The sequence below is a fragment of the Pseudomonas sp. FW305-25 genome (assembly GCF_017351415.1).
In the GTDB taxonomy this organism is placed as follows: Bacteria; Pseudomonadota; Gammaproteobacteria; order Pseudomonadales; family Pseudomonadaceae; genus Aquipseudomonas; species Aquipseudomonas chlororaphis.
The window spans coordinates 1-15,585 of the sequence record NZ_JACNDE010000036.1; the positions used below are offsets into that span (position 1 = coordinate 1).

Sequence of the window (15,585 nt, forward strand, 5' to 3'; positions counted from 1 at the left end):
GCTTCGCTCCTACAGAAGCAGATTGCGGTGAATGAATCTTGCGGGCACAAAAAAGCCCCTGCAGTGAGGGGCTTTTTTCGAGCGCTGTCAGCCAGCCATTATCAGGTCATCTGAATAATGGTCTGCATGATGGTGCTCTGGGTGGAGATGGTCTTGGCGTTCGCCTGGTAGTTGCTCTGGGCCTTGATCAGGTCCACCAGCTCGTTGGTCAGGTTGACGTTCGACTCTTCCAGGGAGTTGGACACAATCGAACCCAGGGTGCCGGTTTCAGGAGCATCGTAACCCGGTACGCCCGAGGCGTAGGTTTCTCTCCAGCTGGTGCCGCCTACCGGCTGCAAACCTTGTTCATTGGTGAAGCTGGCCAGGGATATCTGGCCGATGGCCTTATTCTGGCTGTTGCTGAAGTTAGCGAACAGGGTACCGGTGCCGTCGATGGTCAGGTTGGTGATCTGGCCAGTGGCGTAGCCGTCCTGCACCGGCAGCGAACGCGCGGTATCGGCGTTGAACTGCGTGGTGCTGGTCATGGAGATGGTTACGCCGCCGGGATTGGCGCTGGCACCGTTGGCCTTCCACGTACCGTTGGTCACAGTGCCAGGCACCCAACCCGCCAGGGTCAGGTTGTTGCCCGGATTAGGTGTAGTGGCAGGCGGAGTGATGACCGAAACCAGTTTGCCAGCGGAGTCGAAATTCATGGTCGATGCGACTGGAGCCGTAGCGCCGGTGGTGGTCGGAGCGGAGCCATCGAGGTTACGACCATCGACCAGGGTGTAGGTCTTCCAGGTGTTGGCACCGGTTTTCACCATGTACTGGTCCAGCTTGTGCTCGTTGCCCTGGCTGTCATAGATCGGTGTGCTGAACTGCTTGGTGTAGGTTTCCACCTTGGTCGGATCGAAGGCAAAACCTGTCACGCTCTGGTCAATGACCGGCGCGGTGGAGTTCAGGTTGATGGTCGAGGACACCGAGCTGGTGGCCTTCGGCGACAGGTTCGAGGTGTCGATACGCAAGTCGGTCAGCACGCCGTTGACGATCTTGCCATTGGCATCGACCGCATAGCCTTGCAGGCGGGCAGTGCCATCGGTGTTGGTGATGTAGCCGTCCTTGTCGGTCTTGAAGGTACCGGCGCGGGTGTAGGTCAGCGAGCCGTTGTCGCTCAGCACGAAGAAACCTGAACCCTGGATACCCATGTCCAGTACGTTGCCGGTGTTGTTCACGTCGCCCTGGCCGAACTGCTGGGAAACGTTGGCCAGGCGCACGCCATTACCTATGGTCTTGCTACCGGTGCCCAATTTGGTGGCCGAGTAGACGTCGGCGAACTCGGCACGGGACGATTTGAAGCCGGTGGTTGCCACGTTGGCGATGTTGTTGCCGGTCACGTCCAGTTGCTTGTTGGCAGCATAGAGACCGCTAAGGCCGATATTAAAAGACATATTCCACTCCTTGTGCCGCGTTAGTCGGCTCTAGATACCAATGGTTTGAACTTTGGAGAGCGCCACGGGGCTGCTCAGTCCCGCGAGGTTCAACATCAGCTCACCGCCGGTCTGGCTGATGGTGACGCTGTTGACCGTCGCCGGCAGGTAGGTGACCAGGTCGGTCGCCTTGCCATCGATCTTTGTGCTGGCCTTGAAGGTGTAATTGCCCGGATCGGCCTTGGTGCCGTCGGTCTTGGTGCCGTCCCAGACAAAGCTGGTACTGCCGGCCTTCTGGCTTCCCAGGTCGAGGGTCTTGACCGTCTTGCCATCCTTGTCGGTGATGGTCACGGTGACGCCGCTGACTCCGGTAGGCACTGTCACCGAACCGGTCATGCTCTTGGTGGTGTCGACCTGAGTGGTACCGGTCTGGACGATCACCGAACGCCCCACCAGGGACGAAGCCTGCAGGGCCTGGGACGACTTGTAGTTGCCAGTGATGGAGTTCACCGAGGTATTGAGGGTGGTGATCCCTTCCAGGGTGGAGAACTGCGCCAACTGGGCAACGAACGCGCTGTTGTCCTGAGGGTCCAGCGGGTTCTGGTTTTTCAGCTGGGTCACCAGCAACTTCAGGAACGCGTCCTTGCCCAGCTCATTTTTCCCCTTGACGCTATTGGTGGCCGCGGCCAAGCCGTCATTGCTGGTGGTCGGGGTTTTCTTCGAGGAGTTCGCAAGGATCTCCTTGAGCGTCAGGCTACTGGTGGTATCGGTAACACTCATCTGAGTCGCCCCTTATCACTGACCGAGGGTCAGGACCTTCTGCATCATGGTTTTGGCGGTGTTCATCATTTCCGCGTTGGTCTGGAACGAGCGGCTGGCGGAAATCATGTCGGCCATTTCTTCCACCACGTTGACGTTGGGGTAGTAGACATACCCCTTGGCGTCGGCGGCCGGATGGTTAGGCTCGTAACGCGCTTCTAGGTTGCTCTGGTCCTCGACCACACCCAGCACCTGAACGCCCTGACCGGCCGCGTCCTGATTCTGGAACAGCGACTCGCTGCCGCCGCTTTGCGCGCCCTGGAACATGGTGGCGAACACCGGGTGGCGCGCACGGTAGGTCTGGTCGATGCTCGAGGAGACTGTCTCGGCGTTGGCGATGTTACTGGCGACGGTGTTCAAGCGAGTGGTCTGGGCACTCATGCCACTACCGGCAATATTGAAAACACTGGCGAGGGACATGGATTACTCTCCGCGCAGGGCTGACACCAGCCCTTTGAATTTGCTGTTGAGCAGCGTGAAGCTGGCCTGGAAGTTCACCGAGTTCTCGGCGTAGTTCGACTGTTCCAGTTGGGCATCCACGGTGTTCTGGTCGATCGACGGCTGCATCGGTGTGCGGTACAGCAGCGACTCGTCACCGCTGCCCAGGCCTTCAGCTTCGATGTGCCGACTGTTGGTCATGTTCAGGGCAAAGGTGCCGTTCTTGGCTTTCTCGTTCTGCTCGGCGAGCACGGCAGAGAAGTCCAGATCCCGAGCCTTGTAGTTCGGGGTGTCGGCGTTGGCGATGTTGTTGGCCAGCACCTCGGCACGCTTGGCGCGAAAACCAAGAGCCTGCTCATGAATGCCGAGCGCTTTATCGAAGCTGATGCTCATGTCGGGAAACCTTCGACCAGATTTTTCGTAAACGGGATATAGCAAGCCGCGTGCCAAGTGCTAAAAGCCCGTAAATCAAGGCTTTGCCGGCAGCGGCAAAGCGGCAATGCCAGAAAAGCGGCAAGGCATTTCCGCGAAACGTCAGCAAAGCGGCAATGCGGCCATTGCCGCCCCTCCTGCACTGGCGCAATTGCGGGCACAAAAAAAGAGGCCCGAAGGCCTCTCTTTTTCAACAACGACAATCTTACTTCGCCTGGTAAATGATCCCAGGGCTGCACTGAACCATCTGGTAGTGGTCGGGCAATCCATTGAGCGCCTCGGAAGCCCCGAGAAACAGGTAACCACCCGGCTTCAGGGTGCTGTGAATGCGCATCAGGATGTCCTTCTTCACCTCGGCGGAGAAGTAGATCAACACATTGCGGCAGAACACGACATCGAATTTGCCCAGGCTGGCATAGCTGTCCAGCAGGTTGAACGAGCGGAACTCGACCCGGCTCTTGATCGGCGCCTTGACCACCCAGCGCCCCGGCCCCTTGGGGTCGAAATAGCGCTGCAAGCGATCGGCCGACAAACCGCGACCGATCGCCAGGCTGTCGTACTCGCCGGTCTTGCAGTTGTTCAGCATGGTCCCGGACAGGTCGGTGGCAACGATCTGCACCCCCATCTTCAATTGCCCCATGTTGGTCTTCTCGAACTCGTCGATCGACATGGACAACGAATAGGGTTCCTGCCCCGAGGAACAGGCCGCCGACCAGATGCGCAAGCGCTGGTTGGGGCTGGCCTTGATCGCCTCCGGCAAGACCTTGTTCTTCAACACCTCGAATGGATAGGTATCGCGAAACCACAGGGTTTCGTTGGTGGTCATGGCGTCGACCACCATCTCTCGCAAACCGCTGCGCGGCTGGGACTGAATGCGCTGAACCAGCTCCCCGAGGGACTTGATGCCTTGCTGTTCCATCAGTTTGTTGAGACGGCTCGACACCAGATATTGCTTGTTCTCACCCAGCAAGATCCCACAGGCTTTTTCCAGGAACACCCGGAACTGTTCGAAATCCAAATTACCCGTAGACAATGATGCCGCCTCTTAAATCGTGTGACCGCCAGGGATGGATATCCCTAGCTGTTATCTGCTGCTTTGATCCGGTCGACAACCCGGGATGCCAGGTCATCAGGACGAAACTTGGCAAGGAAGTCATCGGCACCGACCTTCTTCACCATCGCCTGATTGAATACACCTGACAACGAAGTATGCAGGATGATATGCAGCTTTTGCATGCGTGGATCGTTGCGTATTTCAGCCGTGAGGGTGTAGCCGTCCATCTCCGGCATCTCGATGTCGGAGATCATCATCAGAAACTCTTCTTCAGGTTTCTTGCCCTCGTCGACCAGCTTGCGCAGGTAATCCAGCGCCTGTCGGCCGTCGTTCAAGGCCACCACCTCGACCCCCACTGTCTGCAGGCAACGCGTGACCTGCTTGCGCGCCACCGACGAGTCATCGACCGTCAGTACCCGCAGTGAAACAGCCTTGTGCTGAGTCTCGACATCCACCACGCCGACCGAAATGGTCTCGGGCGTCGGCGCGACCTCGGCCAGCACCTTCTCGACGTCGATGATTTCCACCAACTGATTGTCGACCCGCGTCACCGCTGTCAGGTAGTGATCGCGCCCCGTCCCCTTGGGTGGCGGATGGATCTCCTCCCAGTTCATGTTGACGATGCGCTCGACCGACCGCACCAGAAACCCCTGGGTCTTGGTGTTGTACTCAGTGATGATGACAAAGGGGTTGCTCAGATCCTGCAACCCGCCTGAACCGGTGGCCATCGCCAGGTCCAGGATCGGAATGGTCGCCCCTCGAATATTCGCGACACCGCACACCACAGGACTGGATTTGGGCATCAACGTCAGTTTGGGGCATTGCAGCACCTCCCGAACCTTGAACACGTTGATCCCATAGAGCTGCTGCCCGTCGAGACGGAACAACAACAGCTCAAGGCGATTCTGCCCTACCAGTTGCGTGCGCTGGTTCACCGAATCCATTACACCAGCCATGCCCAGACTCCCCAAAGCTTAAGTTCCGACGCGCGCTCATCGCTAAACGGCACGGCGCTTGCTTTTTAACTGTTATGAACGCCAAAACGACATTTTCCCGACGCCTGACATCAAACTACCGCAGATTGCTGTACGGGCTGTCGGCTTTGTTTTTTTTAAACCCTGGCCATCCTGCCGTTGCTGACTCGGTAACCCTGCCTGATCTACTTATCGGCGTCACTCAGGGGTTTCTTGAATTCACCGTAGAAGACTATTTAGCCACCAGTCAAACGCCTGGGCGCTACGAGATCCAAGTCAATCAACTCGACCCGCGGCTGCGCATGCCGCACTGCGACAAGGAATTGACAGCGACCCTGGAAAGCCCGGCGCAACCGCTGGGACGCGTGACCGTTCGCGTCCGTTGCGACGGCGCCTCGCCCTGGACCGTATTCGTGCCCGCCCAGGTCAAGCTGTTCCGCGAGGTGGTGACCACCACGCGGCCACTCAAGCGCGCCGGCATCATCAGCCCCGAAGACGTGATGCTGCGCGAGCGCGATATCGGCCAGATCAACCAGGGCTATCTGACTTCAGTGGACCAGGCCATTGGGCAGAAGCTTGTCCGACCAATGGTCGCCGACCAGCTCGTCACCCTGGTTCACCTGGAACAGGCGGAAGTGGTACGCAAGGGCGATCAGGTGGTGATCTCTGCCCGTAGCGGCACGCTGAACGTGAAAATGCCTGGCGAAGCCTTGTCCAATGGCGGCATGAGCGAGCAGATACGGGTCAAGAACCTCAATTCACAACGGGTCATCAAAGCGCGGATCACCGCGCCGGGACAGGTGGAAGTCGCCATGTAGACGACTGGCGCTGTGCACTGTTGCCCCCTAAACTGTGGCCCATGCAGGGCAACAGCGGCGCGTGCGGGCTTATCGATATTTGAGCCTAAAGTTTTCCGGCGTATTGCCGAAAACAAGTCAAGCGTCCAAATACCCAGAGGTTTTTTTACCATGGTCATCGATTTCAGCCGTTTAAACAGCTCTCCCTCACTCACCGGCAGCACGCGCACCAGCGCCAGCAAGGAAACCGGCGACGCCGACAAATCCGCGCCGCTGAACGCTCCGGCCGAACAGGCCAGCACCAGCGGGGAGTCGGTACACCTCAGTAATGAGGCTCAACAGTTGCAGAAGATCACTGACAAGCTGCGCGACCAGCCTGCCGTCGACAACGCCCGCGTGGCCGAGCTGAAGCAAGCGATTGCCGATGGCAGCTATAAAGTCGACAGCAACCGTGTAGCCAGCAAACTGCTTAATTTCGAAGCCCAGCGCTAGCCAATAAGGCCTGCGCCAGTTTTTTGGACGCTTAAAACCCAAGGCCATACATGCACGACACTAATTTGCTGCAACTGATCACCGACGACTTTGCTCCAGCTCAACAATTGCTGGAATTGCTGCGCACCGAATCCCTAGCCCTGCACGGTCGCGACATGCCGCTGCTGGAAGAGATTCTCGCACAGAAGCAAGCCCTGATCATTTTGCTCGAGCAGCATGGCCGCAAACGCAGCGAACTCCTCGCCAGCCTGAACCTTCCTGCCAGCCGCGCCGGCTTGGAACAGTTGGCCAGCCACTCCTCGATCGGCGACCAGTTACTGGCCCAGAGTGACGTGCTGACCCAAATGCTTGCCGATTGCCAGGCGGCGAACGAACTCAACGGTCGCTCGATCCAGGTTCAACAGGCCACCACCGCCAATCAATTGAAAATCCTCACCGGTGGCGAGCCTCCAGCCCTCTATGATGCCCGTGGCTCAACCGCCAAGCTTGCTAAGCCTCGCCCGCTTAGCCAGGCTTGACCCCAGAGATGAGCGCGCCCTATCAAGTCGCGGAACATGCTGGCAAAATGCTGGCTCTTGCGTGTAGTCGTATTTTGTCTGGAGATTGATGAACCGTGTTCAATGCCGTAAACGCAGAAGATGCGCCGCAGCCACCCAAGGTGCTGACCACCCCCTTGGAAATCAACTCCACGCTGCGCTTGCTGCAAGACAGCCATGACCCGCTGATCATCACTTTCCATGAACGCAGCCAGCGCTTTCAAAGCTATCTGGTCGAGGTCGATCGTGACAGCAACATGATTGCCCTGGACGAAATGATCCCCCGCGATGGCGAACGCTTCATGCTCGCCGGCGAACCGTTTCGCGTCGAAGGCTTTCACGAAGGCGTGCGCATCGCCTGGGAAAGCAATGGCATCCCGACTATCGACGAATCCAATGGTGGGCGATGCTACCGCGGCACCCTGCCAGACGAAGTGGTCTATCACCAGCGCCGCAATGCCTTTCGCGCAGCCCTGAAGCTGGCCCAACTGGTCAACATCGAACTGGGTGGCGAAAAACTCAAGGCACCGATCGCCGGCAAGCTGCTGGATATCTCCGCCACCGGCTGCAAGCTGCGCTTCGAGGGCGACATCTCCGGCCGCCTGCAACTGGGCCAGGTCTACGAGCGTTTTATCGCCGCCCTGCCCTTCGGCAGCATGACTGCGCCAGTGGAACTGCGTTACCTGCACCACGAAGAGAAGATCGACACGACTTTCGCCGGTGTGCGCTTTCACAACATGAGCGGCCTGGTTCAACGCCAGGTCGAGCGCTTTGTCTATCAGTTGCAACGCGAAGCCCGGCGCTTCGACAAAGACGACCTCTGAGATTCGAGCGTCGATAAAAAACGGGCAGTCCCTTGCGGGGCTGCCCGTTTTGCGTTTCTAGGGCCTGGCCCCACTGAACTGATCCGGCCCAGGCTCATCCGGCTTCACTACCGGCTCCTCAGCCTCAACCTCATCCGTGGCTGGCGTCTCGACCGGAGGCTCGGCTTCCGGTGCGCTGGTCTGTTGCATCTGATCTTGCACCACTTGCTCATCGACCCGCGGATCGAGCGCGGCCACCAATGGCGAACTGGACATGCTGTCCGGCATCGCCACGTGATGCAGCGGCGCATCATCGACCTGATGCAGGTTGGTCACGGCTTTCGGCCGGATGCGCCAGACCAGTACCAGGGCAAAGAAACTGAAGAACGCATAGAGCATCTGGCTGCCGAACAACTTCATCAGCACCCCCGCCACCAAAGGCCCGACACTGGCCCCGACGCCATAGGTCACCAGCAGCATCGCGGTCAGCGAAACCCGCCGATCGCCTTCGACATGGTCGTTGGAGAACGCCACCGCCAGCGGGTACAGGCAGAACTGCACCAGCGAACAGAGGAACCCCAGGGCGAACAGCACCTCCAGTGGCACCTGGGGCAGAATCGCCAACGGCAAGGCCACGACCGCCAGGAAGCAGGCAAAGCAGCGAATCAGCAGGGCCCGGTCATAACGGTCGGACAGCCATCCCAATGGCCACTGCACCACCAGCCCGGCAAAAATGCAGCTCCCCATGAACAGGCCGACCTGCTCGGTACTCAAGCCCTGCTGGGAGGCATACAGCGGTGCCAGACCATAGAACGAACCGACAATCAGCCCCGACCCGAGCACCGTGCTCAGCGACTGCGGAACGCGCTTGATAAAGAAGCGCGGTTCCATGGGCGCCGGATGCAAAGGCGCCGGGTGAATACGCCGGGTCATGGCCACCGGTACCAGGCACAGGGCAAAACACAGGGCCACCAGCATCAGCAACTCAAGCCCGAGGGCCGGATGCATGACCAGAATCAACTGCCCCAGGACCAGCCCCAGATACGAGGCGATCATGTAGCCGCTGAACACCAGCCCGCGCTGCTTGGCATCGGCCTGCTCGTTGAGCCAGCTTTCGATGACCATGTACTGGCACATCATGCCCAGGCCGACGATCATCCGCAGCACCAGCCAGGCCGGCAACCAGTCCACCAGGCCATGCCCCAGCACCGCCGCACCGACGATCCCGGCACAGGTGGCGTACGCACGGATATGGCCGACCCGGGCAATCAGGCGGTGGCCGATTTTCCCGCCCAGCACCAGACCGAAATAGTTGGCCGCCATCAAGGCCCCCACCCATAACCCGTCGACATGATCGGCGGCCAGGCGCAACGCCAGGTAGGTACTGAGTAAGCCCGAACCGATCAACATCATCAGCGAGGCGAAATAAAGCGCTCGAAAGGATTTCCAGATTTGGCGCATCGGCGTTCCGAGCGGCTCCTTGAATTGAGTGTCGGGCCATCTGGACGATAGCCCGACTGCGATGGTTCGGTTAAGCCTGGGCCGCTAAGACGCGCCGCTCCCAGGGAGTTATTTCATCAAAGAAACTGGTCAACTCCATGGTCTTCGAAGCGACGTAACCTTCGACGAACTCATTGCCGAACAATTCCTTGGCCAACTGGCTACGTTTCAGACGCTCAAGAGCGGCATGCAAGGTACAAGGCAGAGATAAACTGTCCGGCACGGCAAACTCACCCTGAATCGCCGGCGTCGGTTCCAGCTCGTTTTCGATACCGTGCAAACCTGCCGCCAGGCTCGCGGCGATCGCCAGATACGGGTTGGCATCGGCGCCCGGCAAGCGATTCTCGACCCGCCGCGCCACCGGCGAACTGGCCGGAATACGCAGGCCTGCCGCCCGATTGTCATGGGACCAGCAGGCATTGTTCGGCGAAGCGTAAGGATGGCACAGGCGCTGGTAGGAATTGACGTTCGGTGCGAACAGCGCAGTGAAATCCGCCATCCCCGCCTGCAGCCCGCCAATGAAGTGGCGGAACATCGCGGTCGGTTCTCCGGCCTCATCACTGAACACGTTACGGCCGCTGGCCGACTCCACCAGGCTCTGGTGAATATGCATCGAACTGCCCGGCGTGTGCGCCAGCGGCTTGGCCATGCACACCACGGTCAGGCCATGCTTGAGCGCCACTTCCTTGAGCAGGTGCTTGAACAGGAATGTCTGATCGGCCAGCAACAGCGGATCGCCGTGCAGCAGATTGATCTCGAACTGGCTGACGCCCATTTCATGCATGAAGGTATCGCGCGGCAAGCCCAATGCCGCCATGCAGGCATAGACCTCACTGAAGAACGGCCGCAAACCGTTGTTGGAACTGACGCTGAACGCCGAATGCCCATCCTCGCGACGACCGTCCAGGCCAAGGGGCGGCTGGAAGGGTTGGGTCGGATCGGTATTGGGTGCAAACACGAAGAACTCCAGCTCGGTCGCCACCACTGGCGCCAGGCCGCGAGCGGCGTACCGCGCGATGACCTCTTTGAGCTGGCCCCGGGTGGAAAGACGCGAGCTTTCACCGCTCAACTCGTCCGCATCGCAAATCGCCAGCGCACGTGGCTGCGAACTCCAGGGTAGGCGATGAATCTGTTGCGGGTCGGCAGTGAGCGCCAGGTCGCCGTCGTCACTGCCGTAAAAACGCGCGGGTGGATAGCCACCCATGATGCATTGCAACAGCACCCCACGGGCCATCTGCAGACGCCGCCCTTCGAGGAAACCCTCGGCGGTCATCACCTTGCCCCGTGGCACGCCGTTCAGATCCGGAGTGACACATTCAATCTCGTCAATGCCCGTCAATCGCTGAGCGAGTGAACTGCGGCCATCGGTTGTCATGACTCAATCCTTGTTGTTGTACGAGCCGAGAACGGCGACCCGTACAAAATAGGCTCCGGCTGTTCGGAATATCAAGCAGGGACACTCGAAATACCCGGATAGACAACCATCATCCGGCATGCCTTCGCAAGGAACGCTCTCAAGGAACTTGTCACAAAACACAAGCCAGCTTGCCGAGCTGATGATTTATCGGCCCGCCACTCCCGCCCTATGATTTTTTCGCCCCGCCAACTCGCTTGGCCGGGCTCGGCTGGTGAGGCATGCGTAAGGCCCCTGCTGACCAACCCGGTCGCCGCGCCGCCCATCGAAACCCATTGACAGCGCTTACCCAGGGAGCAGCCACATGCCGCTCCCATTCGCCACAGGAGCTCCACCATGCCCAATGATTTTCCCCAACCCGTGGACGCAGCGCTGGTGCCACGCTTCGCCGGGATTCCGAGCTTCATGCGCCTGCCGGTCTTTGATGACCCGGCCCAGGTGCAGATCGCCCTGGTCGGAGTGCCCTGGGACGGCGGCACCACCAACCGCGCCGGCGCCAGGCATGGCCCGCGAGAAGTGCGCAACCTCTCCAGCCTGATGCGCAAGGTGCACCATGTCAGCCGTATCGCCCCCTATGACCTGGTGCGCATCGGCGATCACGGCGACGCTCCCGTCAACCCCATCGACCTGCTGGACTCGCTGTCGCGCATAGAAGCCTTTTTCCGCGACTTGCACGAAGCCGGTGCCGTGCCCCTGGCCGTTGGCGGCGACCATCTGGTGACCTTGCCGATCTTTCGCGCCCTCGCCCGCCAGCGGCCAATCGGCATGGTGCATTTCGACGCTCACTCCGATACCAACGACCGCTATTTCGGCAACAATCCCTACACCCACGGCACACCGTTCCGGCGTGCCGTGGAGGAAGGCCTGCTGGACCCGCGACGCACCGTGCAGATCGGTATCCGTGGCTCGGTCTATTCGGCCGATGACGAGGCCTTCGCTGCCGAGACCGGCATCCGCGTGATCCATATGGAAGAGTTTGCCGAGATCGGCGTCGCCGCCACCCTGGCCGAGGTCCGACGCGTGGTCGGTGACGGCCCGACCTATGTCAGCTTCGATGTCGACGTGCTGGATCCGGCCTTCGCCCCCGGCACCGGTACCCCGGAAATAGGCGGTATGACCACCCTGGAGGCCCAGCAGTTGATCCGTGGCCTGCGCGGCCTGAACCTGATCGGAGCCGATGTGGTGGAAGTGTCGCCGCCCTTCGACGTCGGCGGCGCCACGGCGCTGGTAGGGGCGACCATGATGTTCGAGCTGATGTGCCTGCTGGCCGAATCCATCGCCTCTCGCCGCTGACTCGGAGATCCGCACCGGTGTAGGCTTTGCCCATCCCCTTGCCGCGCCTGATGGAGGCCAATGTGCTGGGCAGCCTATCCGATATCGACCTGCGCATGCTGCGGGTCTTTTGCACCATAGTCGACGCCGGCGGCTTCACCGCGGCCCAGGCCAGGCTCAATACCAGCCTGTCGCGCCTGAGCGTGGTGGTACGCGATCTCGAGGAGCGCCTGGGCTGCTCGCTGTGCCGACGTGGTAGCAGTGGCTTCCAATTGACCGAGGAAGGCCTGGAACTGTTCGATGCTGCGCAGTTGCTGTTTCGCGACATCGAGCGCTTTCGGCAGCAGGCCAACCAACTCGGCGGGCCGGCACGCGACCATCTGCAGATCGGTAATGTCGACAGCATGCTCAGCCTGTCCTATGCGCCATTGCCCCTGGCCATCAACCTGTTCCGCCAGCGCCTGCCGGAAGTCCGCCTGGGCCTGCACATACTGCGTCCCGACGAGCTTGAACAGGCCGTGCTCGACGAGCGCCTGCACCTGGCCATCGGAGCCTTCCACCACCAGCTCTCCGGGCTGCGCTACCAGCCGCTGTTCGAGGAGGAACAAAACCTCTATTGCGCTGCTGGGCACCCGCTGTTTCAACGCAGCGACACTGACCTGACCCTGGAAGAAATATGCAACACACCCTATGTCGGCCGTGGCTACATGGCTGAAAACCAACGCCCCCATGGCCTGTATTTTTTGCAGAGCGCCACCGTCTACACCATGGAAGCGATTGCCACCCTGGTGTTTTCCGACAGCTATCTGGGTTACCTGCCCAGCCACTATGCCGCCAACTGGGTGGCCAGGGGCCAAATGCGCGCCCTGTTACCGCAGCGCCTGGCCTATCGTTCGACCTTTCACTGCATCACCCGTCAGGGCCAGGAGCCGAAAGCCGCCCTGACCTGCTTTCTACAGGCCCTGGAGCAAGCGCAACAGCAGCTGGCTCAGGGCAGGTAGAGACTGAACACACCGCCGCCCAAAGGCCCGCCGTTGCGAATCTCGGTACGTCCGCAGACACCGTTGCGCTGATGCAGCGCGGCAATGCGCCCGGCGAAGTACAACCCCAGGCCGGTGCTGCCGCTGCTGTGATTGATGCCTTGCACGTAGTCGGCCTGGTTATCGATCATCGGCTGCGGATAACCCTCGCCATCGTCATTGATCGTCAGCACCGTCTGCCCGCCTTCATCGTGCACGCTGACCAGCAACGCATGGCGCGCATAACGAATGGCGTTGTTGATGCAGTTGTCCAGCACCGAGGCGATCAATTCCCGATCGAAGAACCCCAGGGGGGTCAAGGGATCGACTTCATAGGTCGCGGCAATGCCACGACTGGCGAACACATCCTGATGGCTGACCAGTTGCGCCTCGATGAAGTCATCCAGTTCGTGGTAACCCGGCTGCACCGGCAACTGGTTGACCCCCAGTTTGTAGAGCCCCAGCAGTTGCACCAGCATGCCGTTGAGATGGGCAAACTCGAACTCCATCACGCCCTGCTCCGGCGTGCCCTGGTGCGCCTGCGGCAGTGCCGCCAGCCACTGGGCATGGGCCTGCATGAGCAGGGTCAGGGAGTTCTTCATGTCGTGCACGGTAGAGGCGATCACCGTGGAAAAGTCGAGAGCCTGTTCGTGGGTATTCATTCGCCAAACGCCTTGCTTCGCAGCTTCTGATAACGCGGATAACGCGCGTCGGTATCGGGCATCAGGCCGACCATTTTCAGGCAGGTCCGGCACTCATCCAGCAGTGCCGTGTCCTGGGTGATGTCGGTGCCGTGCAATAGCGACTGCGCCATGTTCAGGGCAATACTGATGTTCTTCGGTTGCATGGCCAGGGCCCGACGGAACAGATCCCGGGCTTCGCCCAACGCGCCGGCCTTGTAGCTGCGCACGCCTTGACGGTTCATGTCCGCCGCCGCGTTGGCAGAGTTGAGGATCGCCGGGTCATCGGTGAGCTTGGCAATGCCCTCCATCACCTTCGGGTCGTCGCCGTAGATTTCCGCACAGTTTTTCAGCATCGATGCACCGGCATCGGCCTGTCCCAGCATCTGCAGTTGCTTGGCCACCAGCAACGCCGCTTCCGGGCTCATGAACTGCTCCATCCCGTCCAGACGCAGCATCGCCTGCTCGGTGAGTTTTTCCGCCGTTTCAGCATCGTTGAGCAACAGGCTGGTGGCCTTCATCAGGCGCGCGCGAATCTGCAGCCCCGGATCGCTGGGGTTTTCCTTGGCCACCGCACTCAGGGTGCTGTTGATTTCCAGGCGCGTACGGGTATCCAGGCCCCTCTCGCTGCCCTTGCTGATCAACGCATGGGCCAGGCCAAGATTGCTTTCCGGATCCTTGAAGCGCGATTGCGCGCCTTGCGACACCGCCTGGCGATAGGCCTTGGATGCGGTCTCGAAGTCTTCGTTGGTCATCGCCAGCTTGCCCAGCAGCGCTTGCCGGCGCACGGCCAGCGGCGACAGGCGCACCGCCTCCTCCAGCACACTCTGGGCGCGCTTGGAATCACCCTCGGCGAGCAGCACATCGGCCATGCCATCGTAGAGCGCCGGCATCATCGGAAACGCCTTCAAGGCCTTTTCATAGATGGCCTTGGCCTGGGTCACCTGGCCACGCTTGAACAGCAGACGCCCCAGGCCGACATAGGCCCACGGCAACGGGCGATCCGCCAGGATGCTCTCGTACAACCGCTCCAGCGCCTCGTTCTGATTCATGTCACGCAAGGCATCGGCCCGGTAGCGCAGGCACAACGGCGCATAACGCGGATCCTGCTTGCACAGGGCGATGCAGGCATTGAGCACCTCGAGTGGCTTGCCGCGATCGAGCGCCTGCAGGATCGGCTTGAGCAACGACTTGCGCTGCTGCAGCCGCTCCAGCCGCTGAGCCAGACTGGAGCGGTTGAAAGGCTTGGTCAGATAGGCGTCCGGCTCGTGCTCGAGGGCGCTGAGCACCATTGACTGGCTGGTCTCGGCGGTGACCATGAGAAACACGCTTTCATGGCTGATCAGCTTGTCGGTCATCAGGTCTTCGAGCACCTGCTGACCATTCTTCTTGCCGTCGCCCAGGTGGTAATCCTGCAGGATGAAGTCATAACGCTTTTGCGCGCACATGCGCAGCGCCTGCTCGCCTGTATCGGCAGTGTCTACGTCCTTGACGCCCAGCTCACGCAGCATGGACCGGACAGAACTGCGGAAATCCGAGAAATCATCGACGATCAAAAAGCTTTTTTGGTGGTACGCCAGCATCGAAGATTCCAGACCCGTAAAAAGATGAAGCCCGCGGCAACAGCAGGACACGCTCAAGGTCGTCACCCTTGTTGCCCCCGGACAACGACAATGGCCACAGGCCATCAGTGCATTCTACATCAAGCCACAATGGCGCCCGCCCGCTCTCGCCGGACACTCGGTCCATGGCCCCGCCATTTGACCTGCAACAACATCCATGGGGTTATCGGCCGATTCTGGCGTTCCCTTATAGATAGTTGCCAAAAGCATTCGATATCCTTGCTCGCGCCGCCCGCCAGCTCCGGTTGCGGCAAACTCCATCGGGAATATCAGCCGCGCGGCATCAACTTTAAGCCAGCCACGCCGATACCTTGCAGACAGACAGCA

Annotated in this window: 16 protein-coding genes; 6 read left to right on the top strand and 10 right to left on the bottom strand. The window is 60.2% G+C overall.

What is annotated here, in order from left to right:
- Nucleotides 1-101: 101 nt before the first annotated feature.
- From flgE to J4E58_RS25600, 6 genes are all read right to left on the bottom strand, one after another.
- A complete protein-coding gene (flgE, locus tag J4E58_RS25575) occupies nt 102-1,427 on the bottom strand; it encodes a flagellar hook protein FlgE (RefSeq protein WP_087090438.1) in 1,326 nt (441 codons plus the stop codon).
- A 30-nt stretch (nt 1,428-1,457) separates the two neighbouring features.
- Nucleotides 1,458-2,186: a flagellar hook assembly protein FlgD gene (flgD, locus tag J4E58_RS25580; protein WP_087090436.1), complete on the bottom strand. Its 729-nt coding sequence runs from the start codon at nt 2,184-2,186 to the stop codon at nt 1,458-1,460.
- A gap of 15 nt (nt 2,187-2,201) precedes the next feature.
- Nucleotides 2,202-2,645: a flagellar basal body rod protein FlgC gene (flgC, locus tag J4E58_RS25585; protein WP_007921629.1), complete on the bottom strand. Its 444-nt coding sequence runs from the start codon at nt 2,643-2,645 to the stop codon at nt 2,202-2,204.
- A 3-nt stretch (nt 2,646-2,648) separates the two neighbouring features.
- Nucleotides 2,649-3,056 (bottom strand): flagellar basal body rod protein FlgB, encoded by a 408-nt coding sequence (gene flgB / locus J4E58_RS25590; protein ID WP_007921628.1) that lies wholly within the window; start codon nt 3,054-3,056, stop codon nt 2,649-2,651.
- 244 nt (nt 3,057-3,300) lie between these two features.
- Nucleotides 3,301-4,128: a protein-glutamate O-methyltransferase CheR gene (gene cheR / locus J4E58_RS25595; RefSeq protein ID WP_007921627.1), complete on the bottom strand. Its 828-nt coding sequence runs from the start codon at nt 4,126-4,128 to the stop codon at nt 3,301-3,303.
- Between the two features lie 44 nt (nt 4,129-4,172).
- A complete protein-coding gene (locus tag J4E58_RS25600) occupies nt 4,173-5,105 on the bottom strand; it encodes a chemotaxis protein CheV (RefSeq protein WP_007921626.1) in 933 nt (310 codons plus the stop codon).
- 74 nt (nt 5,106-5,179) lie between these two features.
- On the opposite strand from J4E58_RS25600, the gene flgA reads away from it, so the two are divergent.
- The 4 genes from flgA to J4E58_RS25620 all read left to right on the top strand — a co-directional run bounded on the left by flgA (nt 5,180) and on the right by J4E58_RS25620 (nt 7,772).
- Nucleotides 5,180-5,941 (top strand): flagellar basal body P-ring formation chaperone FlgA, encoded by a 762-nt coding sequence (gene flgA / locus J4E58_RS25605; RefSeq protein ID WP_009050304.1) that lies wholly within the window; start codon nt 5,180-5,182, stop codon nt 5,939-5,941.
- A 150-nt stretch (nt 5,942-6,091) separates the two neighbouring features.
- The gene (flgM, locus tag J4E58_RS25610) at nt 6,092-6,412 is read left to right on the top strand and encodes a flagellar biosynthesis anti-sigma factor FlgM (RefSeq protein ID WP_009045139.1); all 321 of its coding nucleotides are present in this window, start codon (nt 6,092-6,094) and stop codon (nt 6,410-6,412) included.
- A 50-nt stretch (nt 6,413-6,462) separates the two neighbouring features.
- Nucleotides 6,463-6,930 (top strand): flagella synthesis protein FlgN, encoded by a 468-nt coding sequence (locus J4E58_RS25615; protein WP_007921623.1) that lies wholly within the window; start codon nt 6,463-6,465, stop codon nt 6,928-6,930.
- A gap of 95 nt (nt 6,931-7,025) precedes the next feature.
- Complete coding sequence (locus J4E58_RS25620; protein WP_087090434.1) at nt 7,026-7,772, top strand: flagellar brake protein; 747 nt, start codon at nt 7,026-7,028, stop codon at nt 7,770-7,772.
- Between the two features lie 57 nt (nt 7,773-7,829).
- On the opposite strand, the gene J4E58_RS25625 is transcribed toward J4E58_RS25620, so the two are convergent.
- Nucleotides 7,830-9,212 carry an MFS transporter gene (locus J4E58_RS25625; protein ID WP_007921621.1) on the bottom strand — a complete coding sequence of 461 codons (1,383 nt, stop codon included), beginning with the start codon at nt 9,210-9,212 and terminating at the stop codon, nt 7,830-7,832.
- Between the two features lie 70 nt (nt 9,213-9,282).
- Nucleotides 9,283-10,524 carry a glutamine synthetase family protein gene (locus tag J4E58_RS25630; protein ID WP_172963069.1) on the bottom strand — a complete coding sequence of 414 codons (1,242 nt, stop codon included), beginning with the start codon at nt 10,522-10,524 and terminating at the stop codon, nt 9,283-9,285.
- A gap of 477 nt (nt 10,525-11,001) precedes the next feature.
- Here J4E58_RS25630 and speB point away from each other — a divergent pair, with 477 nt between their 5' ends.
- Together speB and J4E58_RS25640 are read left to right on the top strand one after the other, a co-directional pair.
- Entirely contained in the window at nt 11,002-11,958 is a 957-nt protein-coding gene (gene speB, locus J4E58_RS25635) for an agmatinase (RefSeq protein ID WP_087090432.1), read from the top strand.
- A gap of 50 nt (nt 11,959-12,008) precedes the next feature.
- The gene (locus J4E58_RS25640) at nt 12,009-12,938 is read left to right on the top strand and encodes a LysR family transcriptional regulator (RefSeq protein ID WP_219735409.1); all 930 of its coding nucleotides are present in this window, start codon (nt 12,009-12,011) and stop codon (nt 12,936-12,938) included.
- Here the strand turns inward: J4E58_RS25640 and J4E58_RS25645 are convergent.
- Both J4E58_RS25645 and J4E58_RS25650 read right to left on the bottom strand, forming a co-directional pair.
- Nucleotides 12,926-13,618, bottom strand: coding sequence for a sensor histidine kinase KdpD (locus J4E58_RS25645; RefSeq protein ID WP_053262282.1), 693 nt, complete (start codon nt 13,616-13,618; stop codon nt 12,926-12,928). The genes J4E58_RS25640 and J4E58_RS25645 overlap by 13 nt on opposite strands.
- Nucleotides 13,615-15,219, bottom strand: a complete 1,605-nt coding sequence (locus J4E58_RS25650) for a tetratricopeptide repeat-containing response regulator (RefSeq protein ID WP_007921613.1) — start codon at nt 15,217-15,219, stop codon at nt 13,615-13,617. The genes J4E58_RS25645 and J4E58_RS25650 overlap by 4 nt, the downstream gene beginning before the upstream one ends.
- Nucleotides 15,220-15,585 lie beyond the last annotated feature (366 nt).

What these genes read in the sequence shown, in the direction of transcription:
- J4E58_RS25630 (WP_172963069.1), bottom strand. Translation starts at nt 10,524, where the DNA reads ATGACCGCCGAGGGTTTCCTCGAAGGGCGGCGTCTGCAGATGGCCCGT.
- J4E58_RS25645 (WP_053262282.1), bottom strand. Translation starts at nt 13,618, where the DNA reads ATGAATACCCACGAACAGGCTCTCGACTTTTCCACGGTGATCGCCTCT.
- J4E58_RS25625 (WP_007921621.1), bottom strand. Translation starts at nt 9,212, where the DNA reads ATGCGCCAAATCTGGAAATCCTTTCGAGCGCTTTATTTCGCCTCGCTG.
- flgB (WP_007921628.1), bottom strand. Translation starts at nt 3,056, where the DNA reads ATGAGCATCAGCTTCGATAAAGCGCTCGGCATTCATGAGCAGGCTCTT.
- flgC (WP_007921629.1), bottom strand. Translation starts at nt 2,645, where the DNA reads ATGTCCCTCGCCAGTGTTTTCAATATTGCCGGTAGTGGCATGAGTGCC.
- flgA (WP_009050304.1), top strand. Translation starts at nt 5,180, where the DNA reads ATGAACGCCAAAACGACATTTTCCCGACGCCTGACATCAAACTACCGC.
- J4E58_RS25650 (WP_007921613.1), bottom strand. Translation starts at nt 15,219, where the DNA reads ATGCTGGCGTACCACCAAAAAAGCTTTTTGATCGTCGATGATTTCTCG.
- J4E58_RS25640 (WP_219735409.1), top strand. Translation starts at nt 12,009, where the DNA reads ATGGAGGCCAATGTGCTGGGCAGCCTATCCGATATCGACCTGCGCATG.
- flgD (WP_087090436.1), bottom strand. Translation starts at nt 2,186, where the DNA reads ATGAGTGTTACCGATACCACCAGTAGCCTGACGCTCAAGGAGATCCTT.
- flgE (WP_087090438.1), bottom strand. Translation starts at nt 1,427, where the DNA reads ATGTCTTTTAATATCGGCCTTAGCGGTCTCTATGCTGCCAACAAGCAA.
- J4E58_RS25615 (WP_007921623.1), top strand. Translation starts at nt 6,463, where the DNA reads ATGCACGACACTAATTTGCTGCAACTGATCACCGACGACTTTGCTCCA.
- flgM (WP_009045139.1), top strand. Translation starts at nt 6,092, where the DNA reads ATGGTCATCGATTTCAGCCGTTTAAACAGCTCTCCCTCACTCACCGGC.
- speB (WP_087090432.1), top strand. Translation starts at nt 11,002, where the DNA reads ATGCCCAATGATTTTCCCCAACCCGTGGACGCAGCGCTGGTGCCACGC.
- J4E58_RS25600 (WP_007921626.1), bottom strand. Translation starts at nt 5,105, where the DNA reads ATGGCTGGTGTAATGGATTCGGTGAACCAGCGCACGCAACTGGTAGGG.